Below are 24,698 nucleotides of genomic sequence, written 5' to 3'. Positions count from 1 at the left end.
GACAATCGGTCCCGATTTAAAATGTACTAACTTGTTAATTAGCTTGCTAAGGGATTAAACTGCCGGCATTCCACCTGCGAGATCCCTGGCATGAAAGACTCCCCCCGCGCCCGTGGCGCCTCAACCTTCATCCTGGTCGGCCTGGGCGTTGTCATCGCCCTGCTCGGCCTGCTCCTGGCCGCCGGCGGCCTCAAGCTGGCCGGCCTGGGCGGCTCCTGGTACTTCCTGACCGGCGGCCTGGCCATGGCCCTCGCCGGCCTGCTCATCGCCCGAGGCAAACCCGCCGGCGCCTGGCTGTACGCCCTGTTCCTCGCCGGCACCGCGATCTGGGCCGTGGCCGACAGCGGCCTGGTGTTCTGGCCGCTGTTCTCGCGCCTGTTCATGTTCGCCGCCATCGGCCTCGTAGTGGCGCTGGTTTACCCGCTACTGGTGCGCCGCGAGGCGCGCGGTGCCTATGGCATCGCCGGCTTGCTGACCGTGGCCCTGGCCATCGCCGTCGGCAACATGTTCGTCGCCCACCCCAGCATCGCCCCCACCGGCAACGGCCCGGGCCTGACGCCAGTGGAGCCCGGCCAGCAACAGAAGGACTGGGCCCACTACGGCAACACCGAAGGCGGCAGCCGTTTCGCCGCCCTGGACCAGATCAACCGCAGCAACGTCGACAAGCTCAAGGTCGCCTGGACCTACCACACCGACGACGTCGCCCTCAGCGACGGCAATGGCGCCGAAGACCAGCTCACCCCGCTGCAGGTCGGCGACAAGGTGTTCATCTGCACCCCGCACAACAACCTGATCGCGCTGGACGCCGACACCGGCAAGCAGCTGTGGAAGAACGCCATCAACGCCCAGTCCAAGGTCTGGCAGCGTTGCCGTGGCATGGCCTACTTCGACGCCACCACGCCGATCGCCCAACCGAGCCGGCCGAACAGTTCACCGATCACTCTGGCCAGCGTGCCGGCCGGCGCCAACTGCCAGCGCCGCCTGCTGACCAACACCATCGATGGCCGCCTGATCGCCGTCGACGCCGACACCGGCGCGTTCTGCCAGGGCTTCGGCGAAAACGGCCAGGTCGACCTCAAGGCCGGCCTGGGCGATGTCCCGGATTCCTACTACCAGCTGTCCTCGGCACCGCTGATGGCCGGTACTACCGTGGTGGTCGGCGGGCGCGTGGCCGACAACGTGCAGACCGACATGCCCGGCGGCGTCATCCGTGGCTTCGACGTGATCAGCGGGGCCCAGCGCTGGGCCTTCGACCCCGGCAACCCGCAAGACCGCGCTGCCCCGCAAGGCGACGGCACCTACGTGCGCAGCACTCCCAACAGCTGGGCGCCGATGTCGTACGATCCGGCGATGAACACCGTGTTCTTGCCGATGGGCTCCTCGTCCACCGATATCTACGGCGTGGAGCGCAGCAGGCTTGACCACACCTACGGCGCCTCGGTGCTGGCCCTGGACGCCACCACCGGCAACCAGAAGTGGGTCTACCAGACCGTGCACAACGACCTCTGGGACTTCGACCTGCCGATGCAGCCAAGCCTGATCGACTTCACCAAGGATGACGGCAGCAGCGTGCCGGCCGTGGTGATCGGCACCAAGGCCGGGCAGATCTACGTGCTCGATCGCGCCACCGGCAAGCCGCTCACGCAAGTCGATGAAGTGCCGGTCAAGCCAAGCAACATCCCCAACGAGCCATACTCGCCAACCCAGCCGAAATCGGTAGGCATGCCGCAGATCGGCGCGCAGACCCTGACCGAGTCGGACATGTGGGGCGCCACGCCCTATGACCAGCTGCTGTGCCGCATCGACTTCAAGAAGATGCGCTACGACGGCCTCTACACCGCGCCCGGCACCGACCTGTCGCTGAGCTTCCCGGGCTCGCTGGGCGGGATGAACTGGGGCAGCATTTCCACCGACCCGGTGCATGGTTTCATCTTCGTCAACGACATGCGCCTGGGCCTGTGGATCCAGATGATCCCGTCGCAGAACAAGGGTGATGCCGCCGCCGGTGGCGAGGCGTTGAATACCGGCATGGGCGCGGTGCCGCTCAAGGGCACCCCGTATGCGGTGAACAAGAACCGCTTCCTGTCGGTGGCTGGCATCCCGTGCCAGGCACCGCCGTTCGGTACCCTGACCGCCATCGACATGAAGACCCGCCAGGTCGCCTGGCAGGTGCCGGTGGGCACCGTCGAGGACACCGGCCCCCTGGGCATCCGCATGCACCTGCCGATCAAGATCGGCCTGCCGACGCTCGGCGGCACCCTGTCCACCCAGGGAGGCCTGGTGTTCATCGCCGGCACCCAGGATTTCTACCTGCGCGCCTACGACAGCAGCAACGGCAGCGAGATCTGGAAAGCCCGCCTGCCGGTCGGCAGCCAGGGCGGCCCGATGACCTATGTGTCGCCCAGGACCGGCAAGCAGTACGTGGTGGTCACTGCCGGCGGTGCGCGCCAGTCGACCGACCGCGGCGACTATGTGATGGCGTACGCATTGCCATAAATCGCGTCGCCTGTATCGCCGGCAAGCCGGCTCCCACAGGGTGCGCGCACTCACTGTGGGAGCCGGCTTGCCGGCGATGAGGCCCTTTCAGACCACCCGAGACTTCGCAATGTCATCCGTTTCACGCCTCACCCCCACCCTGCTCCTTGCCCTCGCCAGCACCACTGCATTCGCCGCCGACAACACCCTGACCGGCGACTGGGGCGGCCTGCGCCACCAGCTCGCGGCAGACGGCATCACCTTCACCGGCGACTACAGCGGCGAGACCGCCTACAACGCCCACGGCGGCCTGCACCGTTCGGCCCGCTACTCGCAGAACCTCAAGCTGGGCGCGCAGTTCGACCTGTCGAAACTGTACGGCCTCGACAACGGCGGCAAGGTCCAGCTGACCATCAACGACCGCCGCGGCAACAGCGCCTCGGAGGACCTGGTGGGCAACCGCCTGCCGATCCAGGAAAACTACGGTGGCCTCTACACCCGCCTCACCGAACTGAGCTACGAGCGCAACCTGTCGCCTTCGCTCAACCTCAAGCTCGGCTACATGGCCATGGGCAACGACCTCGGCGGGCTGGACAGCGGCATCCTGTGCAACTTCATGAACGCCGGCTTCTGCGGCCACCCGCTGAACATGTCCGGCGGCAGCGGCTGGACCAACTACCCCAACGCTCACCTCGGCGCGCGGCTCAAGTACGACCTGGCGCCGGACTGGCAACTGCGCGTTGCGGCGTTCAACGTCGACCCCGAGAGCAACGGCAATTCCAGCCGTGCCTGGCACCTGGGGCCCAAGCACAGCACCGGCACCGTGCTCCCGCTGGAACTGGTGTACAAGCTGCGTGGCGAGCTGCCGGGCGAATACAAGGTCGGCTACTACTACGACAGCTCGAACGTGAAACGCATCGGCAGCAGCGAGGAAGTCGCCGGTCGCGGTGGCCATTACCTGCTGGTCGACCAGGCCGTGTGGAACGACCCGGCATTACCAGGGCGCAGCCTGCACGCCTTCGGCCAGTACTCGGCGTCGAGCAAGGCCGCCTCGCCATTCACCAAGTGGTACGGTGCCGGCGTGGTGCTGTACCAGCCGTTCGTGGGCCGGCCTCGGGATACCGTGGCGCTGGGTTACGGGCGCGCAGTGCCGAACCCGCGCAGCCGCGACGTGCTCGAGGATGCCGCATTCAATGCCGGCCAGCCATTCCCCGACATCGACAGCGCCGAGCAACTGATTGAGCTGAGCTACGGCTACCAGGCCACGCCGTGGCTGAACCTGCGCCCGGACGTGCAGTACATCGTCGAGCCGGGGGCGTTTTCCGGGAAGGACATCGACAACGCGCTGGTGCTCGGCTTGCAGGTCAAGGCGACATTCTGAGCACCAGGGCCGCCCTGCGGCCCTTTCGCCGGCAAGCCGGCTCCCACACCGACCGCGCAAACCTCAAGCCTTGCGCTGTCCCTGCGGGAGCCAGCTTGTCGTGGCGACGAACCACGGCGAAAGGAATGCGCAACAACCCCCGGCCAACCCAGCTTTTTCCTCTGCACCAACCACATATTTACTAATTTCCCCGCCTGCCACCCTGTCCCAGTATCTGCGCACTAAAACAACAAAGAGCGGGGAACTGTCATGAGTGCAAGTGCGTCCGTGCCTGCCAGCGTGCAGCACGATCAAGCCGGCTTTCGCCGGGTCCTGGGGCTGGGCTCGCTGCTGGCGGTAGCCGTCGGCCTGGTGGTGTCGCAAGGGGTGATGGTGATGATGCTGCAGGGGGTCGGCGCCGCCGGCCTGGGCTTCATCGTGCCGTTGGGGCTGGCCTACCTGCTGGCCCTGAGCTATGCGTTCTCCTTCTCCGAGTTGGCCCTGCTGGTGCCGCGCGCCGGCAGCCTGTCGAGCTACACCGAGGTGGCGCTGGGGCACTTCCCGGCAATCCTCGCGACCTTCTCCGGCTACGTGGTGGTGGCCATGTTCGCCCTGTCGGCCGAGTTGCTGCTGCTCGACCTGATCGTCGGCAAGGTCTACCCCGGGGTGTTCCCGCAGTATTCGGTGGCCTTCGGCGTACTTGCCCTGTTCACCGCCCTCAACCTCATGGGCATCGACATCTTCGCCAAGCTGCAGAGCGCCATGGCCGTGGTCATGGTGATCGTGCTGCTGATCCTCGGCGTTGCCGCGATCAGCGAAGGGCATGCCGACGGTGTCACCACCACCCTGCTGCAGGGCGACTGGAACCCCATGGGCGCCGGGGTGCTGGCCCTGACCGCCATGGCCGTGTGGGGCTTCGTCGGCGCCGAGTTCGTCTGCTCGCTGGTGGAGGAAACCCGCAAGCCCGAGCGCAACATCCCGCGCGCGATGATCATCGGCCTGACCGTGATCTTCGCCACCATCGGTCTGTACGGCCTCGGCGCGCTGTTCCTGGTGCCACGCGAGGCGCTGGGCAGCGATGCCCTGCCCCACTACCTGTTCGCCACCACGGTGTTCGGCAAGACCGGCGAAGTGTTCCTGGTGATCGCCGCAGTCACCGCCACCTGCAGCACCCTCAACACCTCGCTGGCGGCCATCCCGCGCATGCTCTACGGCATGGCCTGCAATGGCCAGGCGTTCCCCCAGTTCAAGCAGCTCAGCCCGCGCGCCCGTACACCTTGGGTCGCCGTGCTGTTCGTGGCGGCGATCACCGGGCTGCCGATCCTGCTGATGGGCCAGGACGCTGCGGCGATCAACCTGTTGCTGCTGGCCGCCGCGCTGGCCTGGCTGCTGGCCTACATCATCGTGCACCTGGACGTGATCGCCCTGCGCCATCGTTACCCGCACCTGGCGCGGCCGTTCCGCACGCCGTTCTATCCGCTGCCGCAACTGTTCGGCATCGGCGGCATGCTGTATGCGATCTGGAACGCATCGCCCAGCCCCGAGATGAGCCTGAAGATCTACGGCACCGCCGGGCTGGTGCTGGCGGTGGTTTCACTGATCGCGGTGGTGTGGATCAAAGCGGTGATGAAGAAACCGTTGTTCAAGCCCGAGCCCTTGCGGCACTGACTGCCATCAAGCCGATGCGGCGCGCCTGGCCCGGTAGCTGCCCGGGCTTTGCCCGGTCCACTTCTTGAACGCCCGGTGAAACGCGCTGGGCTCCTGGAAGCCGGTGTGCTCGGCGATCTCGGCGATGCTCAGATGGCCTTCGCGCAGCAGCTCGAAGGCCATTGCCCGGCGCACCTCGTCCTTGATCTGCTGGTAGGAGCGCCCCTCGCGCTCCAGCTGGCGGCGAAAGCTGCTGGCGCTGAGCTTCTGCCGTGCGGCCATGGCGTCGAGCGTCGGCCACTGTCCGTAATGCAGGGCGCGCAAATGCCGATAGACCTCCGCCACCCGGCCATTCTGGTTGCGAAAGCGGATCACCAGCCCCTGCGGCGCGCTGCGCAGAAAGCCCTTCAACCCCGCCAGATCCTGCACCACCGGCAGGCGCAGCCAAGCGCTGTCGAACTCCACCTCGGTGCGCCCGCTGCCCAGGCGCAGGTCCGGCCCCCAGAGCAATGCGTCATCCTCCTGCGCCGGGCGCGCCAGGGCCAGCTCGGTACGGTCTATGGCGATGCGTCGGCCGGCCAGCCAGCACAGCAGGCCGATCACCAGCACCAGGTAGGTTTCCTCGGCGTAGACCCGGGTCAGCGGATCGGCGATGCTCGACTGCACACTGATCACGGTGCGCGCGCCACGCACTGTGACATTGCCGTTCAGGTCACGCAGGAACAGGGCGAAACTGCCCAGGCACTGGCGCAGCGCCTTGCCCAGGGTCGGTTCCTGGATCAACCCGCGGCAGATCAGGGCGAAGCTGCCCAGGGGCATGCCGTGGCTGTCGAGCTGGAAGAACTCATCGTGCAGCTCGTCGATCAGCGCCAGCCACAGCTGGGCGAAGGCCTTGGCCGGCACCCGCGCCAGCGGCTGGGCCAGTACCTGCGGGTCGATGCCCACCGCCCGCAGATGGGCGTCCCGCGCCTGGGGCCGGTCGCGCAGGGCGTGGACCATGGCATTGAGGAAGTACACCGCGACCGTGTCGCTATCGCGCATGGCAAATGTCCGCTGTCTATGCTGAGTGGCAAAAAATGCCAGGTTGTCTGAACAGATCCGGCATAGGCCGCCCGCGGGCCTTTGCCTAGACTCGATCCACCCCGCAGGGTGTGGGCGCCATTCTCGCAGAGCCTCCCGCGCCCCGCCACGCCTTCGAATACGGAGCCCTCATGAGCAGCACAGAAATCTTCGTCGTCAGCGCGGTACGTTCGGCCATCGGCAGCTTCGGCGGTTCGCTCAAGGACCTGCCCCTGGCCGACCTCGCCACCCAGGTCACCCGCGCCGCCATCGAGCGTTCGGGCGTGTCCGCCGAGCAGATCGGCCACGTGGTGATGGGCAACGTGATCCCCACCGAACCACGCGATGCCTACCTGGGCCGGGTCGCGGCAATGAACGCCGGCATCCCCAAGGAAACCCCGGCCTTCAGCGTCAACCGCCTGTGTGGCTCGGGCCTGCAGGCCATCGTCTCGGCTGCCCAGGGCCTGCTGCTGGGTGACAGCGACATCGCCCTGGCCGCCGGCGCCGAAGCCATGAGCCGCGGCCCCTACCTGCTGCCGCAGGCGCGCTGGGGCGCACGCATGGGCGACCTGCAGGGCATCGACTACATGGTCGGCATTCTTCAGGACCCGTTCGAGCACTTCCACATGGGCATCACCGCCGAGAACGTCGCGGCGGCCCATGGCATCAGCCGCCAGATGCAGGATGAAGTCGCCCTGACCAGCCAGCACCGCGCCGCCCGCGCCATCGCCGAAGGCCGCTTCGACGGCCAGATCGTGCCGATCGAGATCAAGACCCGCAAAGGCAGCGTGCAGTTCGCCGTGGACGAGAACGTGCGCACCGATGCCAGCGCCGAACAACTGGCCGGCATGAAGCCGGTGTTCAAGAAGGACGGCACCGTCACCGCCGGCAACGCCAGCAGCATCAACGACGGCGCCGCCGGCCTGGTCCTGGCCAGCGGCGACGCCGTGCGCCGCCAGGGCCTCAAGCCGCTGGCGCGGATCGTCGCCTACGCCCACGCCGGCGTGGAGCCGGCGCTGATGGGCCTGGGCCCGATCCCGGCGACGCAGAAGGTGCTGGAGAAAGCCGGCCTGAAGGTCAGCGACCTGGACGTGATCGAGTCCAACGAAGCTTTCGCCTCACAGGCCTGCGCCGTGGCTCGCGCCCTGGGCTTCGACCCGGAAAAGGTCAACCCCAACGGCTCCGGCATTTCCCTCGGCCACCCGGTCGGCGCCACCGGCGCGATCATCGCCACCAAGGCCATCCATGAACTGCACCGCGTGCAGGGCCGCTACGCCCTGGCCACCATGTGCATCGGTGGCGGTCAAGGCATCGCCATCGTCTTCGAACGCGTTTGACAGGAGTCAGCAGCATGAACATCGAACACATCGCCGTGATCGGCGCAGGCACCATGGGCAACGGCATCGCCCAGGTGTGCGCGCTGGCCGGCTACCAGGTCCTGCTGGTGGACGTTTCCGACGCCGCGCTGGAGCGTGGCGTGGCGACCCTGGGCAAGAACCTCGAGCGCCAGGTCGGCAAGGGTACCATCGACGCCGACAAGGCCAGCGCGGCCAAGGCGCGCATCCGCACCAGCACCGACTACGCCCAGCTGGCCAACGCGCAACTGGTGATTGAGGCGGCCACCGAGAACCTCGCCCTCAAACAGCGCATCCTGCAGCAGGTGGCGGCCAATGTCGGCGCCGAGTGCCTGATCGCCACCAACACCTCGTCGCTGTCGGTGACCCAGCTGGCGGCCAGCATCGAGCAGCCGCAACGCTTCATCGGCGTGCACTTCTTCAACCCGGTGCCGATGATGGCGCTGGTCGAGATCATCCGTGGCCTGCAGACCAGCGACGCGACCTATGCCCAGGCATTGCTGGTCACCGAGCGGCTCGGCAAGACCCCGATCACCGCCGGCAACCGCCCGGGCTTCGTGGTCAACCGCATCCTGGTGCCGATGATCAACGAAGCGATCTTCGTGTTCCAGGAAGGCCTGGCCAGCGCCGAGGACATCGACATCGGCATGCGCCTGGGCTGCAACCAGCCGATCGGCCCGCTGGCGCTGGCCGACCTGGTGGGCCTGGACACGCTGCTGGCGATCATGGAGGCCTTCCACGACGGTTTCAACGACAGCAAGTACCGCCCCGCGCCGCTGCTCAAGGAGATGGTTGCGGCCGGCTACCTGGGGCGCAAGAGCGGCCGTGGCTTCTTCACCTACTAGAGGAACCGCGCCATGGCCCCGGTCACTGCGGCGCTGCGCTGCGCCAACTTCGAGGAGCGGCGTGACCGGGCCATGGCCCTGTTCGCCGAGAAAGGCTTCGGCCAGGTCAGCATGCGTGAGCTGGCGGCACACGTGGGCTTGACTGCGGGCTCGCTGTACCACCATTTCCCCAGCAAGCAGGACCTTTTGTACGACCTTATCGAGGAGTTGTACGAGGAGCTGCAGGCCACCCTCGACCAGGGGCGCCGGGCGCGGGCCCAGGGCAAGCCGGTGCTGGCCTGCCTGATCGCCGCGCATTGGCAGTTGCATGGCGAGCGGCCCTTGCAGTTCCGCCTGGCCGAGCGGGATTTCTGCTGCCTGAGCGAGGATCAACAGGCGCGCCTTGCGGGGTTGCGCGAACGCTACGAAACCGGGCTGCTGCGCCTGATTGCGCCACAGGCGCGGTTGGCCGGGGAAACCCTGGCGGCCACCGGGCATGTGCTGGCGACGCTGTTGAACCAGTTGCCCGGGATGTTGCGCGGCAAGGGCCTGGGTGAAGCCGAGGGCATGAGCTTGATGGAGGGTCTGGTGGTGGGCGCCATGGAAAGGACACTCGGTTAGCGCCTTGATCACGCCCTACAGACTGACCCCCAACGCCCGCCGCAGCTGCTCGCCACGGGCATCGTCCACCGCGCTGACCAGGGCAAAGTTGTAATCGCCATGGGACCAATAACGAGCCTCCAGCTGGCCATCGGTGCGCTGGCCGGTAGGCATGCGCTCGAAATGCTCGCCGGGAGAGCGCAGGAACAGGCTGATGCGCTGCCCCTGGCGATCCTCGAATACCAGCAAGGCCGCCGGCCCCGCCTCGTTGCTCAGCAGGCGCGCGCCCACGGGCTGGAAGCCATAGCCGGCCAGGTCCGGTAAGCGGCCGACACGGTTGAAGTGGGTTCTTAGCCAAGCCTGCAGGCGTGCCGGCTCGCGGGCCTCGATGTCCAGTGTGCTGGCCTCGGCGAACAACCTGTGGGCCTGCACCGCGTCGGCCATGGGCAGCATGCCAGCGAACAGCGTCGCCTCACGCGCCTGCCAGCCGCCCAGCCCGCCCAGGCCTACCGCCAGCATCAGCACCGCCGCTGCTGCCAGGCGGCGCTGCCGGCGTTGACGCAGGCGGCGACGCAGCGGCGCCAGGTCAAGCTCCGGATCGCTCGGCCGCTCGCCAAAGCCGGCCAAGGCCGCACGCAGGCGCCGGGCATCGGCACGCCAGGCCTCGATGCGCACGGCCTCCTGCGGATTGGCGGCCAGCCAGGCCTCCACCACGGCCCGGCGCGCCGGCTCCAGGCGCTCGTCGACATAGGCGTGCAGTTCGTGCTCGGTGGGGATCAGGCGTGTCATTTGAGTCTCCGCAAGGCCGGGGGCTTAGGGCTGCCCTCGGTCAGTTCACGCAGGGCGGCACGGGCACGCGACAGGCGCGACATCACCGTGCCGATGGGGATGCCAAGCGTCTCGGCCGCCTCCTTGTAGCTCAAGCCTTCGACACTGACCAGCAACAGCAATGCCCGCTGCTCGGGCGACAAGCGGGCGAAAGCCTGCAAGTCGGCCTGGGCCAGCACGATGCTCTCGATCTCGCCGCCCGCCGCTTCCTCGGCCTGGCCCCGGCCGAACCAGGCCAGCCAGCGCGCATGCAGGCGCTCGCGGCGCTTGCCGTCGAGGAACAACCGGTAAAGGATGGTGAACAGCCAGGGGCGCAGGCTGTCGGCATCACGCTGCTGGCCGCGACGGCTCAAGGCGCGCTCGACCGTGGCCTGGACCAGGTCGTCGGCGGTACCGGGCTCGCGGGTCAGCCACAGGGCAAAGCGGCGCAGGCGCTGCAGCAGCTCGCGCCATTGTTGGTCGTCCAGATCGTGCATGGTCGGGTTCCGGGGCCCTGCGGGCTGTCAGTGTACAAGGCAGACGCGCGGGCACGGAATCTATTCCCCAGCCGGGAATAAATCGTTTGCCCCTGCGTCGTACCGGTTCATTCCACATGACCGGACCGTTCCCATGACTACTCCCCTGCACGGCCCCGCCAAGGCCCTGCGCCTGGCCGCCATCGCTGCCACGCTGGCCGCCGTGGGCGCAGGCTTCGCCTACGCCGCCGGCTGGATCGACGCGCCAAGGCTGACCCCGCAGCGCATCATCGACACCTTCGAAGCCCAGGCCGGCCACCACCCCGGCTACCGGAAGAACCATGCCAAGGGCCTGTGTGTCAGCGGTTACTTCCAGGCCAGCGGCCAGGCCGCCTCGCTGTCCAGCGCCCGGGTGTTCAGCCAGCAGAAAGTGCCGGTGATCGGCCGCTTCGCCATCGGCGGCGCCAATCCGTTCGCGCCGGACACCGCCATACCGGTGCGCAGCCTGGCGGTGCAGTTGACCAGCGACGACGGCCAGGTCTGGCGCACCGGCATGAACAACCCGCCGGTACTGGCTGTGAGCACGGTCGAAGGTTTCTATGAACAGGTCCTGGCCGGCGCCCCGGACCCGGCCACAGGCAAACCCGACCCGGCCAGGCTGCAAGCCTTCTTCGCCGCCCACCCGGAGAGCGCGGCGTTTCGCCAGTGGGCGGCCAGCTACAAGCCCAGCGACAGCTTCGCCAGCACCGCCTACAACAGCATCAACGCCTTCCGCCTGATCGATGCCAACGGCCAGGCGCACCCGGTGCGCTGGGCACTGGAGCCGCAGGCGCCTTACGCCGCCTTGCCCGCGCAGGTCGACGACAAGCAGTTCCTGCAGCACGACCTGCAGCAACGCCTGGCCCAGGGCCCGCTGCGCTGGACCCTGCGCCTGACCCTGGCCGAGCCCGGCGATCCGGTGGACGACCCTACCCGTCCGTGGCCCGCCGAACGCCGCAGCCTCGATGCTGGCACCCTGGTCCTGGAGCAGGTCGACGGCCCCGAGCAAGGCGCCTGCCGCGACCTGAACTTCGACCCGCTGATCCTGCCCCACGGCATCGAACCTTCCGCCGACCCGATCCTCGCCGCCCGCTCGGCCGCCTATTCGGTGTCGTTCAACCGCCGCAGCCACGAGTCGCTGACCGAAGGAGCCCGCCCATGAGCGCCACTGCCTTTCACCCCCTGGCCCGGCTGCTGCATTGGCTGATGGCCGTGCTGATCCTGGCCATGCTGTTCATCGGCGTGAGCATGGTCGCCGACCTGTCGCCCCGCCACCCTTGGCTGGTCGAGCTGCACAAGGCCACGGGCCTGGCCTTGCTGGTGCTGGTGATCCTGCGCATCGTCCTGCGCCTGAGCCTGGCGCACCCGCCACTGCCTCGCGACCTGCCCGCCCTGCAGCGCCTGGCCGCCGGCGCCTCGCACCTGCTGCTGTATGGGCTGATGCTGGCCATGCCGCTGCTCGGCTGGGCGATGCTCTCCGCAGGCGGTTACCCCCGCCCGCTGCAACTGCCCGCCATCGCCCCCCACGACCTGCAGCTCTACGCCCTGCTACGCCAGGCCCACGGCTGGGCCGGCTACCTGCTGTTCGCCACGGTGCTGGCGCACCTGGGCGCGGCCCTGGTGCATGGCCTGGTGCGTCGCGACGGCGTCTTGCGTAGCATGTGGCCAGGCCCATTGCGTCGCGGTGAGTGAGCACCGCCGGGGCTCGACAAACATAAATAATAATCACTAACATCGGCGCTCATTTCGTCGAACTGCCCTGGACTGCCTTATGAACGCCGCAAAGGACCCTGCCACGCTTGCCCCAGTGAGCAGCCCGCCCAGTACGTTGGACCTGCGCCCGCTGATGCTGGCCAACATGGCCTGCACCATGTCGATGATGGCCTTCGTCGCCCTGATCGGCCCGATCGCCCGCTTGCTGGGCATGGCCACCTGGCAGGCCGGCGCGGCGGTGACCGTGGCCGGCGTGGTCTGGGTGCTGCTGGCCCGGCCCTGGGGCCGCTTGGCCGATCGGCTTGGCCGGCGCCGGGTGCTGCTGCTGGGCAGCGGCGGCTTCACCCTGGCCTACTGGGTGCTGTGCCTGTTTATCGACGGCGCGCTACGCTGGCTGCCGGGCGCGACCCTGGCCTTCTTCGGCCTGATGCTGGCGCGGGGCATGATCGGCGCTTTCTATGCCGCGCTGCCGGTGGGCGGCAACGCGCTGATCGCCGATCACGTCGAGCCGCAACGCCGGGCCCGGGCCATGGCCTCGCTGGGTGCGGCCAATGCGGTCGGCCTGGTGCTGGGCCCGGCCCTGGCCGCGCTGCTGTCACGCTACAGCCTGAGCATGCCGTTCTATGTGCTGTCGCTGCTGCCGGCCACGGCGTTCGTCGTGCTGCTGTTCAAGCTCAAGCCGCAGCCCTTGGCCCAGGCCCATGCGCCCAACCCGGTGCGACTGTCCGACCCACGCCTGCGCAGGCCTTTGCTGGTGGCCTTCAGCGCCATGCTGAGCATCACCGTGTCGCAGATCGCCGTCGGTTTCTTCGCCCTTGACCGCCTGCAGCTCGAGGCCGGCGCCGCCGCCCAGGCCGCGGGCATCGCCTTGACCAGCGTGGGCGTGGCGCTGATGCTGGCCCAGGTGTTCCTGCGCCAGTTGGAATGGCCACCTCTGAAGATGATCAAGGTCGGCGCCTGCGTATCCGGGCTCGGTTTCGCCGCCGCAGCCCTGGCCACCAGCGCGCCGTGGCTTTGGGGTGCGTTCTTCGTCGCCGCGTTCGGCATGGGCTTCGTGTTCCCGGCCTTCTCGGCCCTGGCGGCCAATGCCATGCACGCCAGCGAACAGGGTGCGACGGCCGGCTCGATCGGCGCCGCCCAAGGCATGGGCGCGGTGATCGGGCCACTGGCCGGCGCCCTGGTCTACGCCCTCGATCCACGCCTGCCGTTCCTGGCCGTGGGCGCCCTGCTGTTGCTGGTCGGCCTGTGGCCGGCAGCGTCCGACCAGCGCCACTGACGCGCACAGCGCGCAAGCGTGCAGAGTGTGTTTTAATGCCTCGCCCATTATTTTTGACACCTCTGCAAACAAGGCGGCTATGGACACGGGGACACGACTCAAACTGGTGCGTGAACGCAACAACCTCTCCCAACGGGAGCTGGCCCGCCGCAGCGGCCTGACCAACTCGACCATCTCGCAGATCGAGCAGAACCGGGTCAGCCCTTCGGTCAGCTCCCTGAAGAAACTGCTCGAAGGGATCCCCATGTCCCTGGCCGAGTTCTTCAGTTTCGACGAGCCAGTGCGCGAGGAGCGCTATGTGTTCCGTGGCGGCGAACAGCCCGACCTGGGCCGCAACGGCCTGCGCATGCTGCTGGTCGGCGCCAGCGTCGAAGGTCGGCAGATGCGCATGCTGCGTGAGCTGTACGCACCGGGCGCCGACTCCGGCGAGCCGATCGTGCATGCCGAAGGCGAGGAATGCGGCCTGGTCACCCGTGGCACCCTGGAACTGTGGGTCGATGGCCAGGTGAGCATTCTCAATGCCGGCGACGGCTACTACATCCCCACCACCCTGCCCCACAGCTTCAAGAACATCGGCCCCGACGAGGCCGAGATCATCAGCGCCAACACCCCGGCGAACTTCTGATTCGCCAAAAGGGTTTCAGCGCTTGTGATATCGAGCGCCGCCCGCGCGGCGCATCGCTGGCAAGCCAGCTCCCACATCTGTTTCGGGCCAATCTGTCCTGTGAAGTCGTCGCTGTCCGCCTTGGTGCAGGTCTTGAGACAGGTAGAGCGGCAGTCATGCCCACGCTGAAACCACGTCGTACCGACAAGGCGTACAGCCGCGGCGGCGCAGACATAACTGGCCCGAAATAAATGTGGGAGCTGGCTTGCCAGCGATGCGCCGCGCGGGCGGCGCTCGATCTCACAAGCGCTACAACCCTGACGACATACACCTGACAGCCATGAATCAATAGCACCCAAGGCCTTTAAAAGCGCTGCCTGCAAGAACGTGGTTGTACTTCATACCTGCCTGACCAAGGCCTGCTCGACGAAATCCAGGCGGTCCTGGCCGAAGAACATCTGCCCGTCGACAAAGAACGTCGGCGCCCCGAACAAACCGCGCTCGACCGCCTCCTCGGTGGCTTTGCGCAACGCGTCCTTGACCTCGGGCCGGGCGGCCAGTTCATGGAACATCTCGGCCTCGAAGCCACCGGCGGCCAGGGTTTCATCCAGTACCGCGGGATCTGCCAGATTGCGCCCGTGCACGAACAGCCCTTCGAACAATACCTTCAACAGCGCCTCGAAACGCTCTTCGGCAAACAGCTGGATGCCGATCAGCCCGCGCATCAGGTTCAGGGTGTTGACCGGGAACCCCGGCGGCAGGGTCAGCGGCACGCCATAGCGATCGGCATAGCGCTTGAGGTCGATGCGCATATAGCGCCCCTTGGCCGGCACCATTACCGGCGAGGCATTGCCGGTGGCCTGGAACACCCCACCCAATAGAATCGGCTTGTACACCAACCGCGCCCCATGACGCGCGCACAGGGCGGGTAGCTGGGTGGAAGCCAGGTAGGTGGCCGGGCTGCCCAGGTCCAGGAAGAACTCGACGGTCTTGCTCATGATTCAATCCTTGTATGAGGGTGGGATTTACCAGCGCTCCATCCACGGGCGCAGGTCCAGCTCGAAGGTCCAGGCATCACGCGGTTGCGCATGCAGGAACCAGTAACTGTCAGCGATATGCGCAGGATCGAGGATGCCGTCCTGGTCCTTGAGCGCATAGCGTTCAGGGAAACTGTCGCGGATGAAGGCGGTGTCGATGGCACCATCGACCACCACGTGGCCGACATGGATGTTCCGCGGCCCCAGTTCCCGCGCCATGCTCTGGGCCAGGGCGCGCAGGCCATGCTTGGCGCCGGCGAAGGCGGCGAAACCGGCCGCGCCGCGGGTGCCGGCGGTAGCACCGGTGAAGAGGATGGTGCCTCGCTCTCGGGTGACCATGCGCCGGGCGACCGCCTGGGCGGTGAGAAAGCCGGCGAAGCAGGCCATTTCCCAGATTTTGAAGTACTTGCGCGGGGTCTCCTCGAGGATGCTGCACGGCACATTGGCGCCGATGTTGAAGACGAACGCCTCGATCGGGCCGATATCGCGCTCAATGGTCTCCACCAGCTCGGCGACCTCCTCTTCCTTGCGCGCATCCGAGCCAAAGCCATGGGCCTGGCCGCCCTCGGCGCGAATCTCGGCGAGCAGCGGCTGCAGCTTCTGCGCCTCGCGCCGGGTCACGCAGGCGATGTAGCCCTCGCGGGCGAAACGCTTGGCAATCTCGCCGCCGGTGGCATCACCCGCCCCGATCACCAGCACGACTTTTTGTTGTTCTGCCATGGACCGCTCCATTGATGAATGATCGTTTAGTAAACGAACGCTATGCTACGATCAGCTCATCGTCAAGCTCACACCACGAGGTTGCGCGCATGCGCTATGCCACCGACCACAAGCAACAGACCCGCGAAAAACTGCTGTCCAGCAGCGGCGCCCTGGCCAAGCGCGGCGGTTTCGCCGCCACTGGCGTGGCCGGGCTGATGAAGGCCATCGGCCTGACCGGCGGCGCCTTTTACAACCACTTCCCGTCCAAGGATGACCTGTTCAGCGAGATCGTCCGCCGCGAGCTGGCCAACAGCCCGCTGGCGCGCCTGGTCGAACGTGGCACCGACCGTGCGCGGCTCAAGCGCCTGCTCGACCAGTACCTGAGCCTGGCGCACCTGCACAATGCCGAAGGCGGCTGCCCGTTGCCGCCACTGGGGGTGGAGATCGCCCGCGCCGAACGGCCGGTGCGCGAACAGGCTGAACACTGGCTGCTGGAATTGCATGAGGCCTGGAGCGAAACCCTGGATGACCCCGACCTGGCCTGGGCCTTGCTCAGCCAGTGTGTCGGCGCGCTGGTGGTGGGTCGCATGCTGGCCAGCGAACCGGTGCAGGCACAGGTGCTGGACGCCAGCCGAAAGCTGGTCGAGCGGGTTTTCGATGAAGTTCGCTAGCACGCTACTGGGCCTGCTGCTGGCCTTGCCCGCCTTCGCCCAGGACAACTGCCCGACCGGGCAGTACCAGGTCTGCCTGGTGGTGTGCTTCTGCGCGCCCATCGACCCCAACCAAGGCGGCCAGGTGCTGCAGGATGTCGAGCGCATGGCCACCGGCAGCCTGGTGTTCGCCCTGCGCCAGGCCCGCGACGAAGCCACCGCCAATGGCACGCAGCCGATTCCCCTGCATATTCGCGCCCAGCTCGAACCCTGGTACGACTTCGCCGTGCTCGACGCGGCGCGCTACCGGGTCGGCAACGAACAGCAGATCAGCGCCGCCAACGCACTACTGCAGAACCCGGACGTCAACGCCGTGACCCTGATCGACACGGTCATCTTCCGCCGCCCCGCCGATGCCGAGGACAACGTGGCGTTGTGGGCCCATGAGCTCAAGCACGTGCAGCAGTATCAGGCGCTGGGCGTCGAAGGCTTCGCCCAGCAGTACACCCGTGACTACCAGGCGCTGGAGGGCCCCGCCTACGAGATCGAGGCCAAGGTGGCCAAGGCATTGCGTGAAAAGGCCGCTGGCGGGCCGCGCTGACTGCGCAATCTGATGGGTGCCCATGCGTCATGATTGATGATGGCACCCGACATATCATTGCCCGTGATAATAACCTTCGCTCCATTTGATTCGTGCGTCACGCGCAAGACACTCAAACTCCGCCCACTACTAATATCTCGGCGGAGTTCTCCATGGATCACTCACTCAAACCCTTGCGCTTCCCCCTCGCTGCCCTGGCAGTGGTGGTGCTCAGCGCTTGCGGTCGCACCCCCGACGCCGTGCAGGCTCCCGCCGCGCCCAAAGTCAGCGTAGCCAAGGTGATCGAACAGCCGATCAACGAATGGGACGAGTTCACCGGCCGCCTCGAAGCACCGGAAACCGTCGAGGTACGCCCACGGGTGTCCGGCCAGGTCGACCTGGTGGCCTTCACCGAAGGCGCCCAGGTGAAGAAAGGCGACCTGCTGTTCCAGATCGACCCGCGCCCGTTCCAGGCCGAAGTCCGCCGCCTCGAAGCCCAGCTGCAACAAGCCAAGGCCACCGCCATCCGCAGCGCCAACGAAGCCCGCCGTGGCGAGCGCCTGCGTGACAGCAACGCCATCTCCGCGGAACTGGCCGAGTCGCGCACCAGCGCCGCCGCCGAGGCCCGCGCCGGGGTCGACGCGATCCAGGCCCAGCTCGACCTGGCCCGCCTGAACCTGAGCTTCACCCGCGTCACCGCGCCGATCAGCGGCCGGGTCAGCCGCGCCCAGTTCACCGCCGGCAACATCGTCACGGCCGACGTCACCCCGCTGACCAGCGTGGTCTCCACCGACAAGGTCTACGCCTACTTCGACGCCGACGAGCGCGTGTACCTCAAGTACAGCCAGCTGGCCCGCGACGGCCAGCGCGGCCAGAGCACCCCGGTGTACCTGGGCCTGACCAACGAGACCGGCAACCCGCACCTGGGCCAGATGAACTTCGTCGACAACCAGGTCAACCCGCGCACCGGCACCATCCGTGGCCGCGCCGTGTTCGACAACCGCGACGGCCAGTTCACCCCGGGCCTATACGCGCGCCTGAAGCTGGTCGGCAGCGCCCAGTACGACGCCGTGCTGATCAACGACGAAGCGGTCGGCACCGACCTTGGCAAGAAATTCGTGCTGGTCATGGACAAGGACAACAAGGCCGCCTACCGCGCCGTGGAACTGGGGCCCAAGCTCGAAGGCCTGCGTATCGTGCGCAGCGGCCTGGGCAAGGACGACCGCATCGTGGTCAAAGGCCTGCAGCGCGTGCGCCCTGGCTCGCCGGTCACCCCGGAAGAAACGCCGATGGCCAGCGAGCAGACCCTCGCCGCCCTCGCCCAGCAGCGTCAGGCCCTGGAGGCCAGCAACCCGGCGCCGAAGATTGCCGGCGCCAATGTCAAAGTCGCCAGCGCCCAAGCGCCGCGCGGTTAAGGGACAACACCGATGAACTTTTCGAAATTCTTCATTACCCGGCCGATCTTCGCCGCGGTGCTGTCGCTGGTGCTGCTGATCGCAGGTTCCATCTCGCTGTTCCAGCTGCCGATCAGCGAATACCCCGAAGTGGTACCGCCCACCGTGGTGGTGCGCGCCAACTTCCCCGGCGCCAACCCCAAGGTGATCGGCGAGACCGTCGCCGCGCCGCTTGAGCAAGCCATCACCGGTGTCGAGAACATGCTGTACATGTCCTCGCAATCCACCGCCGACGGCAAGCTGACCCTGACCATCACCTTCGCCCTGGGCACCGACCTGGACAACGCCCAGGTGCAGGTGCAGAACCGCGTCACCCGTACCCAGCCCAAGCTGCCGGAAGAAGTGACCCGTATCGGCATCACCGTCGACAAGGCCTCGCCCGACCTGACCATGGTCGTGCACCTGACCTCGCCGGACAACCGCTATGACATGCTCTACCTGTCCAACTACGCCATCCTCAACATCAAGGATGAGCTGGCGCGCCTGGGCGGCGTGGGCGACGTGCAGCTGTTCGGCATGGGCGACTACTCGCTGCGCGTGTGGCTCGATCCGAACAAGACCGCCTCGCGCAACCTGACCGCCAGCGACGTGGTGGCCGCGATCCGCGAGCAGAACCGCCAGGTCGCCGCCGGCCAGCTCGGCGCCCCGCCCGCCCCCGGTTCGACCAGCTTCCAGCTGTCGATCAACACCCAGGGCCGCCTGGTCAACGAGGAAGAGTTCGAGAACATCATCATCCGTGCCGGTGCCAACGGCGAGATCACCCGCCTGAAGGACATCGCCCGGGTCGAACTCGGCTCCAGCCAGTACGCCCTACGCTCGCTGCTGAACAACCAGCCGGCGGTGGCCATCCCGATCTTCCAGCGTCCGGGCTCCAACGCCATCGAGATCTCCGACGAAGTGCGGGCGAAGATGGCCGAGCTGAAGAAGGACTTCCCCGAAGGCATGGACTACAGCATCGTCTATGACCCGACCGTGTTCGTCCGTGGCTCCATCGAGGCGGTGGTGCACACCTTGTTCGAAGCGCTGGTCCTGGTGGTGCTGGTCGTCATCCTGTTCCTGCAGACCTGGCGCGCCTCGATCATTCCGCTGCTGGCCGTGCCAGTGTCGCTGATCGGTACCTTTGCGGTCATGCACCTGTTCGGCTTCTCGCTCAACGCGCTATCGCTGTTCGGCCTGGTACTGGCCATCGGTATCGTGGTGGACGACGCCATCGTCGTGGTGGAGAACGTCGAACGCAACATCGGGCTGGGCCTGAAACCGCTGGAAGCCACGCAAAAGGCCATGAGCGAAGTGACCGGGCCGATCATCGCCACGGCGCTGGTGCTGTGCGCCGTGTTCGTGCCGGCGGCGTTCATCTCTGGCCTTACCGGGCAGTTCTACAAACAGTTCGCCCTGACCATCGCCATCTCCACCGTGATCTCGGCGTTCAACTCGCTGACCCTGTCGCCGGCCCTGGCCGCCGTGCTGCTCAAGGACCACCACGCGCCCAAGGACCGTTTCTCGCGGTTCCTGGAAAAACTCCTGGGCAGCTGGCTGTTCGCCCCGTTCAACCGCTTCTTCGATCGCGCCAGCCATGGTTATGTCGGTGGCGTGCGCCGGGTCATCCGCTCCAGCGGTATCGCCCTGTTCGTCTATGCCGGCCTGATGGGCCTGACCTACCTGGGCTTTTCGTCCACCCCGACCGGCTTCGTGCCGTCCCAGGACAAGCAGTACCTGGTGGCCTTCGCCCAGTTGCCTGACGCCGCCAGCCTCGACCGCACCGAGGCGGTGATCAAGAAGATGAGCGAGATCGCTCTCAAGCAGCCAGGCGTGGCCGACTCGGTAGCCTTCCCGGGCCTGTCGATCAACGGTTTCACCAACAGCCCGAACAGCGGCATCGTGTTCACCCCGCTCAAGCCGTTCGACGAGCGCAAGGACCCGAGCCAGTCGGCGGCAGCCATCGCGGCCGCACTGAACGCCCAGTTCGCCGATATCCAGGACGCCTACATCGCGATCTTCCCGCCTCCGCCGGTACAAGGCCTGGGCACCATCGGCGGCTTCCGCCTGCAGATTGAGGACCGCGGCAACCTGGGCTATGAAGCGCTGTACAAGGAAACCCAGAACATCATCGCCAAGAGCCACAACGTGCCGGAACTGGCGGGCCTGTTCACCAGCTACCAGGTCAACGTGCCGCAGGTCGATGCCGCCATCGACCGGGAAAAGGCCAAGACCCATGGCGTGGCGATCAACGACATCTTCGACACCCTGCAGGTCTACCTGGGCTCGCTGTACACCAACGACTTCAACCGCTTTGGCCGCACCTACCAGGTCAACGTCCAGGCCGAGCAGCAGTTCCGCCTCGACGCCGAACAGATCGGCCAGTTGAAGGTGCGCAACAACCTGGGCGAGATGATACCGCTGGCGACCTTCCTCAAGGTCAGCGACACCTCGGGGCCTGACCGCGTGATGCACTACAACGGCTTCATCACCGCCGAAATCAACGGCGCTGCGGCCCCCGGCTACAGCTCCGGCCAGGCCGAGGCTGCAATCGAGAAGCTGCTCAAGGAAGAGCTGCCCAACGGCATGACCTTCGAGTGGACCGACCTGACCTACCAGCAGATCCTCTCGGGCAATACCGCACTGTTCGTGTTCCCGTTGTGCGTGCTGCTGGCGTTCCTGGTGCTGGCCGCCCAGTACGAAAGCTGGAGCCTGCCGCTGGCGGTGATCCTGATCGTGCCAATGACCCTGCTGTCGGCCATCACCGGGGTGATCATCTCCGGTGGCGACAACAACATCTTCACCCAGATCGGCCTGATCGTACTGGTGGGCCTGGCGTGCAAGAACGCGATCCTGATCGTCGAGTTCGCCAAGGATGAACAGGCCAAGGGCCTCGACCCGCTGGCTGCGGTACTGGAAGCCTGCCGTCTGCGTCTGCGGCCGATCCTGATGACCTCGATCGCCTTCATCATGGGTGTGGTGCCGCTGGTGTTCTCCTCCGGCGCCGGTGCCGAGATGCGTCACGCCATGGGTGTGGCGGTGTTCTCGGGGATGATCGGGGTGACCGTGTTCGGCCTGTTCCTGACCCCGGTGTTCTTCTTCCTGATCCGCCGTTTCGTCGAGCGTCGCCAGGCCCGCAAGGCCGAGCACGCCGTGGCACTGGAGAACCATGCATGAAGTTGCTCAAACCCCTGACCCCGAGCCTGCTGGCACTGGCCCTGGCGGCCTGCGCGGTGGGCCCGGACTACCAGGCCCCGCTGACCGAACCGGCCAAGCTGGACGCCGGCCTTGAAGCCAAAGCCTATGACCGCAGCCGCTTCGAGAGCGTGTGGTGGAAACAGTTCGACGACCCGGTGCTGAACCAGCTGGTGCAGGCATCGCTGGACGGCAACCGCGACCTGCGCGTGGCCTTCGCCCGCCTGAAAGCGGCGCGGTCGATTCGCGAGGACGTGTCCAACGACCAGATCCCCGTGGTCACCAGCCGCGCCAGCAGCGAGCTGGGCAAGGGCCAGGTCCCTGGCCAGACCGAGCGCCGAGTCAACAGCGAACGCTATGACCTGGGCCTGGACATGGCCTGGGAGCTTGACCTGTTCGGCCGCATCCAGCGCCAGATCGAGGCCAGCGAAGCCCAGGAAGCGGCGGCCGAGGCTGACCTGCAGCAACTGCAGGTCAGCCTGATCGCCGAGCTGGTCGACGCCTACGGTCAATTGCGTGGCGCGCAACTGCGCGAGCAGATCGCCGTGGCCAACCTGAAGACCCAGCAGCAGTCGCGGGACATCACCGTGACCCTGCGCGACACCGGGGTTGGCAACGAGCTCGACGTGGTCCGCGCCGACGCCCGCCTGGCGGGTGTCGAAGCCACCGTGCCGCAATTGCAGGCCGAACAGGTACGGGCGAAGAACCGCATCGCCACCCTGCTCGGCCAGCGCCCGGACGCCATGATTGTCGACCTGTCGCCCAAGGCCCTGCCGGCCATCGCCAAGGCCTTGCCGGTGGGCGACCCCGGCGAGCTGCTGCGCCGCCGCCCGGACATCCGCAGCGCCGAGCGTCAGCTGGCTGCGGCCACGGCCAACGTCGGCGTGGCCACCGCCGACCTGTTCCCGCGGGTCAGCTTGAGTGGCTTCCTCGGCTTCACCGCCGCCCGCGGTTCGCAGATCGGCTCCTCGGCGGCCAACGCCTGGGCGCTGGGCCCGAGCATCACCTGGGCGGCGTTCGACCTGGGCAGCGTGCGCGCCCGCCTGCGCGGCGCCAAGGCCGATGCCGAAGGGGCGTTAGCCAACTACGAACAGCAAGTGCTGCTGGCCCTGGAAGAGTCCTCCAACGCCTTCAGCGACTACGGCAAGCGCCAGCAGCGCCTGCTGGCGCTGATGCGCCAGAGCGACGCCAGCCGCAAGGCGGCGGACCTGGCCTCGGTGCGCTACCGCGAAGGCACGGTGGATTACCTGGTGCTGCTCGACGCCGAGCGCGAGCGCCTGAGCGCCGAAGACGCCCAGGCCCAGGGCGAGGTCGAGCTGTACAGCGGCATCGTCGCGATCTACAAGGCGCTTGGCGGCGGCTGGCAACCCGATGTGGTGGCCAGCTCGCGCTGACCGCCCCCTGATGTGAAGACTCCTTTGGTTGGTTCCTCCCCCAACCGTTTGCCCCGAAGGCCTTGGTCTTCGGGGTTTTTTTATGCGCCGCTGGTGCCTAGGCGTATCCCCTGGATCGGCCTTTCAAGGTGTTCGGCGTTGGAGTTGCAGCGTTCTTGAGATCGAGCGCCGCGCGGGCGGCGCTCGATCTGATAGGCAGAGCAAGGCTTGCGGTGAACACCTGGAGGCCCTTACTCGGTCAATAGTCTCGGGCGCAAAGACCTAGGATCGGCCTCACGCTCTTGACCGCCAGCAACACCTCCCTGTGCCGTCATGGCTTTGCAACTGCCGCGAATAATGGCATATATCGTAATCTGCCCGCCCAACACCCCCAGGAGAATCCCCATGCTCGGCGTGACCGACTACGGCGCTTTCGTGATCGCGTTCCTCATCCTCCTGGCGATCCCCGGGCCCGGCAACTTCGCCCTGATCACCGCCACCGGCAAGGGCGGCATCAAGGGCGGGCTGGCCGCCACCTTCGGGGTGATCCTCGGCGACCAGGTGCTGATGTGGCTGGCGGTGGCCGGCGTGGCCACCTTGCTGGCCACCTACCCCACCGCCTTCCACGTGGTGCAGTGGGCCGGTGCCGCCTACCTGGCCTGGCTCGGCCTGCGCATGGTGCTGAGCAAGCCCGGCGGCGCCCCGCGCGAGAGCCGCATGGCCAGCGGCCGCTACCTGCGCCAGACCATGATGATCACCCTGCTCAACCCCAAGGCGATCATGTTCTACATGGCGTTCTTCCCGTTGTTCATCGACCCGGTGCGCCACCAGGGCGTGGTCACCTTCGCCTTCATGGCGCTGACCGTGGCCGGGCTTACCTTGCTCTACGGCCTGATCGCGGTGTTCCTTACCCACCGTCTGGCCGAGCGCATGCGCGCCAGCCCGCGCATCGCCAACCTGCTCGAACGGCTGGCCGGCGCCTGCCTGGTCGGCTTCGGCATCAAGTTGGCGGCGATGCGCTGAGGCTCAGGCGTCGCGCAGCAGGTCGTGGGCGTCGAGCAGGCGGAAGGCCACTTGCGGGTTGCGCTCGAGGCCACGGCGAATGGCGGCAGGGATCGACTGGCGGGTCTTGCGGCACAGGCCCGGCTGGGGCTCCAGTTCGATGGCGATGCCGCGCATGGTCCGCACTTCATTGAGCCCAGGGCTGATATGTACACGGATACCCAGCTGCTCGAAGAGGCGCTGTTGCAGGTGGCGCAGGTCGTCCAGGTCCTTGAGGTTCTCCAACCGGGCGAGCAGGCGCTTCTCTTCCTCGCGGGTGAGCAGCAGGATGCGCCGCTCGGGGCCGTCAGCCAGGCGTTCGCGTCCGCAGTCGCAAGCGCCAGGCGGACAGGGATGACGTGTCTGGATGGGCGAACTCATCTCGCAAGCATAGTCATGACGCACCTCGCCGGTAGCCGAGGTAGTCGACACGGCCCGCTGCGCGATAACTCAAC

Annotated in this window: 22 protein-coding genes; 16 read left to right on the top strand and 6 right to left on the bottom strand. The window is 67.0% G+C overall.

Annotated elements, in window-relative coordinates; translation table 11 throughout:
- Positions 1-90 precede the first annotated feature (90 nt).
- The 3 genes from ACZ9C1_RS04330 (at position 91) to ACZ9C1_RS04320 (ending at position 5,503) form a co-directional block, all read left to right on the top strand.
- Positions 91-2,496 (top strand): glucose/quinate/shikimate family membrane-bound PQQ-dependent dehydrogenase, encoded by a 2,406-nt coding sequence (locus ACZ9C1_RS04330; protein ID WP_476253649.1) that lies wholly within the window; start codon positions 91-93, stop codon positions 2,494-2,496.
- A gap of 109 nt (positions 2,497-2,605) precedes the next feature.
- Positions 2,606-3,856, top strand: a complete 1,251-nt coding sequence (locus ACZ9C1_RS04325) for a carbohydrate porin (protein ID WP_102684623.1) — start codon at positions 2,606-2,608, stop codon at positions 3,854-3,856.
- A gap of 249 nt (positions 3,857-4,105) precedes the next feature.
- On the top strand, positions 4,106-5,503 hold the full coding sequence (locus ACZ9C1_RS04320; RefSeq protein ID WP_139670860.1) for an APC family permease: 1,398 nt from the start codon (positions 4,106-4,108) through the stop codon (positions 5,501-5,503).
- Between the two features lie 6 nt (positions 5,504-5,509).
- Here ACZ9C1_RS04320 and ACZ9C1_RS04315 read toward each other — a convergent pair whose 3' ends face one another.
- Positions 5,510-6,523 (bottom strand): AraC family transcriptional regulator, encoded by a 1,014-nt coding sequence (locus tag ACZ9C1_RS04315; protein ID WP_139670858.1) that lies wholly within the window; start codon positions 6,521-6,523, stop codon positions 5,510-5,512.
- 170 nt (positions 6,524-6,693) lie between these two features.
- Between ACZ9C1_RS04315 and ACZ9C1_RS04310 the strand changes: the two genes are divergently transcribed.
- The 3 genes from ACZ9C1_RS04310 to ACZ9C1_RS04300 are packed head-to-tail and all read left to right on the top strand — an operon-like array spanning position 6,694 to position 9,341.
- On the top strand, positions 6,694-7,878 hold the full coding sequence (locus tag ACZ9C1_RS04310) for an acetyl-CoA C-acyltransferase family protein (protein ID WP_139670856.1): 1,185 nt from the start codon (positions 6,694-6,696) through the stop codon (positions 7,876-7,878).
- A gap of 14 nt (positions 7,879-7,892) precedes the next feature.
- Positions 7,893-8,741, top strand: a complete 849-nt coding sequence (locus tag ACZ9C1_RS04305) for a 3-hydroxybutyryl-CoA dehydrogenase (RefSeq protein ID WP_476253648.1) — start codon at positions 7,893-7,895, stop codon at positions 8,739-8,741.
- A gap of 12 nt (positions 8,742-8,753) precedes the next feature.
- Positions 8,754-9,341, top strand: a complete 588-nt coding sequence (locus ACZ9C1_RS04300) for a TetR/AcrR family transcriptional regulator (protein WP_277503742.1) — start codon at positions 8,754-8,756, stop codon at positions 9,339-9,341.
- Between the two features lie 15 nt (positions 9,342-9,356).
- On the opposite strand, the gene ACZ9C1_RS04295 is transcribed toward ACZ9C1_RS04300, so the two are convergent.
- Positions 9,357-10,109, bottom strand: a complete 753-nt coding sequence (locus ACZ9C1_RS04295; RefSeq protein ID WP_476253647.1) for an anti-sigma factor family protein — start codon at positions 10,107-10,109, stop codon at positions 9,357-9,359.
- Positions 10,106-10,624, bottom strand: a complete 519-nt coding sequence (locus ACZ9C1_RS04290; protein ID WP_476253646.1) for a sigma-70 family RNA polymerase sigma factor — start codon at positions 10,622-10,624, stop codon at positions 10,106-10,108. The genes ACZ9C1_RS04295 and ACZ9C1_RS04290 overlap by 4 nt, the downstream gene beginning before the upstream one ends.
- Positions 10,625-10,757: 133 nt before the next feature.
- On the opposite strand from ACZ9C1_RS04290, the gene ACZ9C1_RS04285 reads away from it, so the two are divergent.
- From ACZ9C1_RS04285 to ACZ9C1_RS04270, 4 genes are all read left to right on the top strand, one after another.
- Entirely contained in the window at positions 10,758-11,804 is a 1,047-nt protein-coding gene (locus ACZ9C1_RS04285; RefSeq protein WP_476253645.1) for a catalase family peroxidase, read from the top strand.
- The gene (locus ACZ9C1_RS04280; RefSeq protein WP_277503737.1) at positions 11,801-12,334 is read left to right on the top strand and encodes a cytochrome b; all 534 of its coding nucleotides are present in this window, start codon (positions 11,801-11,803) and stop codon (positions 12,332-12,334) included. The genes ACZ9C1_RS04285 and ACZ9C1_RS04280 overlap by 4 nt, the downstream gene beginning before the upstream one ends.
- Positions 12,335-12,413: 79 nt before the next feature.
- Positions 12,414-13,631: an MFS transporter gene (locus ACZ9C1_RS04275; protein ID WP_476253644.1), complete on the top strand. Its 1,218-nt coding sequence runs from the start codon at positions 12,414-12,416 to the stop codon at positions 13,629-13,631.
- A gap of 79 nt (positions 13,632-13,710) precedes the next feature.
- Positions 13,711-14,256, top strand: a complete 546-nt coding sequence (locus tag ACZ9C1_RS04270; RefSeq protein WP_023631327.1) for a cupin domain-containing protein — start codon at positions 13,711-13,713, stop codon at positions 14,254-14,256.
- Between the two features lie 377 nt (positions 14,257-14,633).
- On the opposite strand, the gene ACZ9C1_RS04265 is transcribed toward ACZ9C1_RS04270, so the two are convergent.
- Positions 14,634-15,233 carry a DsbA family protein gene (locus ACZ9C1_RS04265; RefSeq protein ID WP_476253643.1) on the bottom strand — a complete coding sequence of 200 codons (600 nt, stop codon included), beginning with the start codon at positions 15,231-15,233 and terminating at the stop codon, positions 14,634-14,636.
- Between the two features lie 27 nt (positions 15,234-15,260).
- Entirely contained in the window at positions 15,261-15,992 is a 732-nt protein-coding gene (locus ACZ9C1_RS04260) for an SDR family oxidoreductase (RefSeq protein WP_046855892.1), read from the bottom strand.
- A gap of 89 nt (positions 15,993-16,081) precedes the next feature.
- On the opposite strand from ACZ9C1_RS04260, the gene ACZ9C1_RS04255 reads away from it, so the two are divergent.
- The 6 genes from ACZ9C1_RS04255 to ACZ9C1_RS04230 all read left to right on the top strand — a co-directional run bounded on the left by ACZ9C1_RS04255 (position 16,082) and on the right by ACZ9C1_RS04230 (position 24,225).
- On the top strand, positions 16,082-16,645 hold the full coding sequence (locus ACZ9C1_RS04255) for a TetR/AcrR family transcriptional regulator (RefSeq protein ID WP_476253642.1): 564 nt from the start codon (positions 16,082-16,084) through the stop codon (positions 16,643-16,645).
- The gene (locus ACZ9C1_RS04250) at positions 16,632-17,225 is read left to right on the top strand and encodes an eCIS core domain-containing protein (protein ID WP_476253641.1); all 594 of its coding nucleotides are present in this window, start codon (positions 16,632-16,634) and stop codon (positions 17,223-17,225) included. The genes ACZ9C1_RS04255 and ACZ9C1_RS04250 overlap by 14 nt, the downstream gene beginning before the upstream one ends.
- 152 nt (positions 17,226-17,377) lie before the next feature.
- On the top strand, positions 17,378-18,619 hold the full coding sequence (mexE, locus tag ACZ9C1_RS04245; RefSeq protein WP_476253640.1) for a multidrug efflux RND transporter periplasmic adaptor subunit MexE: 1,242 nt from the start codon (positions 17,378-17,380) through the stop codon (positions 18,617-18,619).
- 12 nt (positions 18,620-18,631) lie between these two features.
- The gene (locus tag ACZ9C1_RS04240) at positions 18,632-21,811 is read left to right on the top strand and encodes an efflux RND transporter permease subunit (RefSeq protein ID WP_038705948.1); all 3,180 of its coding nucleotides are present in this window, start codon (positions 18,632-18,634) and stop codon (positions 21,809-21,811) included.
- Entirely contained in the window at positions 21,808-23,223 is a 1,416-nt protein-coding gene (locus tag ACZ9C1_RS04235; protein ID WP_457378088.1) for an efflux transporter outer membrane subunit, read from the top strand. Before ACZ9C1_RS04240 ends, ACZ9C1_RS04235 begins: the two co-directional genes overlap by 4 nt.
- 384 nt (positions 23,224-23,607) lie before the next feature.
- Positions 23,608-24,225: a LysE family transporter gene (locus ACZ9C1_RS04230; protein WP_038705946.1), complete on the top strand. Its 618-nt coding sequence runs from the start codon at positions 23,608-23,610 to the stop codon at positions 24,223-24,225.
- A 3-nt stretch (positions 24,226-24,228) separates the two neighbouring features.
- Here ACZ9C1_RS04230 and ACZ9C1_RS04225 read toward each other — a convergent pair whose 3' ends face one another.
- Positions 24,229-24,624, bottom strand: a complete 396-nt coding sequence (locus ACZ9C1_RS04225; protein ID WP_277503725.1) for a hypothetical protein — start codon at positions 24,622-24,624, stop codon at positions 24,229-24,231.
- Between the last annotated feature and the right edge of the window lie 74 nt (positions 24,625-24,698).

This window comes from Pseudomonas sp. TE21435 (genome assembly GCF_056279265.1).
This window is presented reverse-complemented; position numbering and strand designations above follow the sequence as displayed.

Bases quoted from the DNA above. Each gene is read 5' to 3' on its own strand.
- ACZ9C1_RS04255 (WP_476253642.1), top strand. From the start codon at position 16,082: ATGCGCTATGCCACCGACCACAAGCAACAGACCCGCGAAAAACTGCTG.
- mexE (WP_476253640.1), top strand. From the start codon at position 17,378: ATGGATCACTCACTCAAACCCTTGCGCTTCCCCCTCGCTGCCCTGGCA.
- ACZ9C1_RS04270 (WP_023631327.1), top strand. From the start codon at position 13,711: ATGGACACGGGGACACGACTCAAACTGGTGCGTGAACGCAACAACCTC.
- ACZ9C1_RS04260 (WP_046855892.1), bottom strand. From the start codon at position 15,992: ATGGCAGAACAACAAAAAGTCGTGCTGGTGATCGGGGCGGGTGATGCC.
- ACZ9C1_RS04285 (WP_476253645.1), top strand. From the start codon at position 10,758: ATGACTACTCCCCTGCACGGCCCCGCCAAGGCCCTGCGCCTGGCCGCC.
- ACZ9C1_RS04240 (WP_038705948.1), top strand. From the start codon at position 18,632: ATGAACTTTTCGAAATTCTTCATTACCCGGCCGATCTTCGCCGCGGTG.
- ACZ9C1_RS04330 (WP_476253649.1), top strand. From the start codon at position 91: ATGAAAGACTCCCCCCGCGCCCGTGGCGCCTCAACCTTCATCCTGGTC.
- ACZ9C1_RS04275 (WP_476253644.1), top strand. From the start codon at position 12,414: ATGAACGCCGCAAAGGACCCTGCCACGCTTGCCCCAGTGAGCAGCCCG.
- ACZ9C1_RS04235 (WP_457378088.1), top strand. From the start codon at position 21,808: ATGAAGTTGCTCAAACCCCTGACCCCGAGCCTGCTGGCACTGGCCCTG.
- ACZ9C1_RS04320 (WP_139670860.1), top strand. From the start codon at position 4,106: ATGAGTGCAAGTGCGTCCGTGCCTGCCAGCGTGCAGCACGATCAAGCC.
- ACZ9C1_RS04290 (WP_476253646.1), bottom strand. From the start codon at position 10,624: ATGCACGATCTGGACGACCAACAATGGCGCGAGCTGCTGCAGCGCCTG.
- ACZ9C1_RS04325 (WP_102684623.1), top strand. From the start codon at position 2,606: ATGTCATCCGTTTCACGCCTCACCCCCACCCTGCTCCTTGCCCTCGCC.
- ACZ9C1_RS04225 (WP_277503725.1), bottom strand. From the start codon at position 24,624: ATGAGTTCGCCCATCCAGACACGTCATCCCTGTCCGCCTGGCGCTTGC.
- ACZ9C1_RS04305 (WP_476253648.1), top strand. From the start codon at position 7,893: ATGAACATCGAACACATCGCCGTGATCGGCGCAGGCACCATGGGCAAC.
- ACZ9C1_RS04295 (WP_476253647.1), bottom strand. From the start codon at position 10,109: ATGACACGCCTGATCCCCACCGAGCACGAACTGCACGCCTATGTCGAC.
- ACZ9C1_RS04250 (WP_476253641.1), top strand. From the start codon at position 16,632: ATGAAGTTCGCTAGCACGCTACTGGGCCTGCTGCTGGCCTTGCCCGCC.
- ACZ9C1_RS04280 (WP_277503737.1), top strand. From the start codon at position 11,801: ATGAGCGCCACTGCCTTTCACCCCCTGGCCCGGCTGCTGCATTGGCTG.
- ACZ9C1_RS04300 (WP_277503742.1), top strand. From the start codon at position 8,754: ATGGCCCCGGTCACTGCGGCGCTGCGCTGCGCCAACTTCGAGGAGCGG.
- ACZ9C1_RS04310 (WP_139670856.1), top strand. From the start codon at position 6,694: ATGAGCAGCACAGAAATCTTCGTCGTCAGCGCGGTACGTTCGGCCATC.
- ACZ9C1_RS04230 (WP_038705946.1), top strand. From the start codon at position 23,608: ATGCTCGGCGTGACCGACTACGGCGCTTTCGTGATCGCGTTCCTCATC.
- ACZ9C1_RS04265 (WP_476253643.1), bottom strand. From the start codon at position 15,233: ATGAGCAAGACCGTCGAGTTCTTCCTGGACCTGGGCAGCCCGGCCACC.
- ACZ9C1_RS04315 (WP_139670858.1), bottom strand. From the start codon at position 6,523: ATGCGCGATAGCGACACGGTCGCGGTGTACTTCCTCAATGCCATGGTC.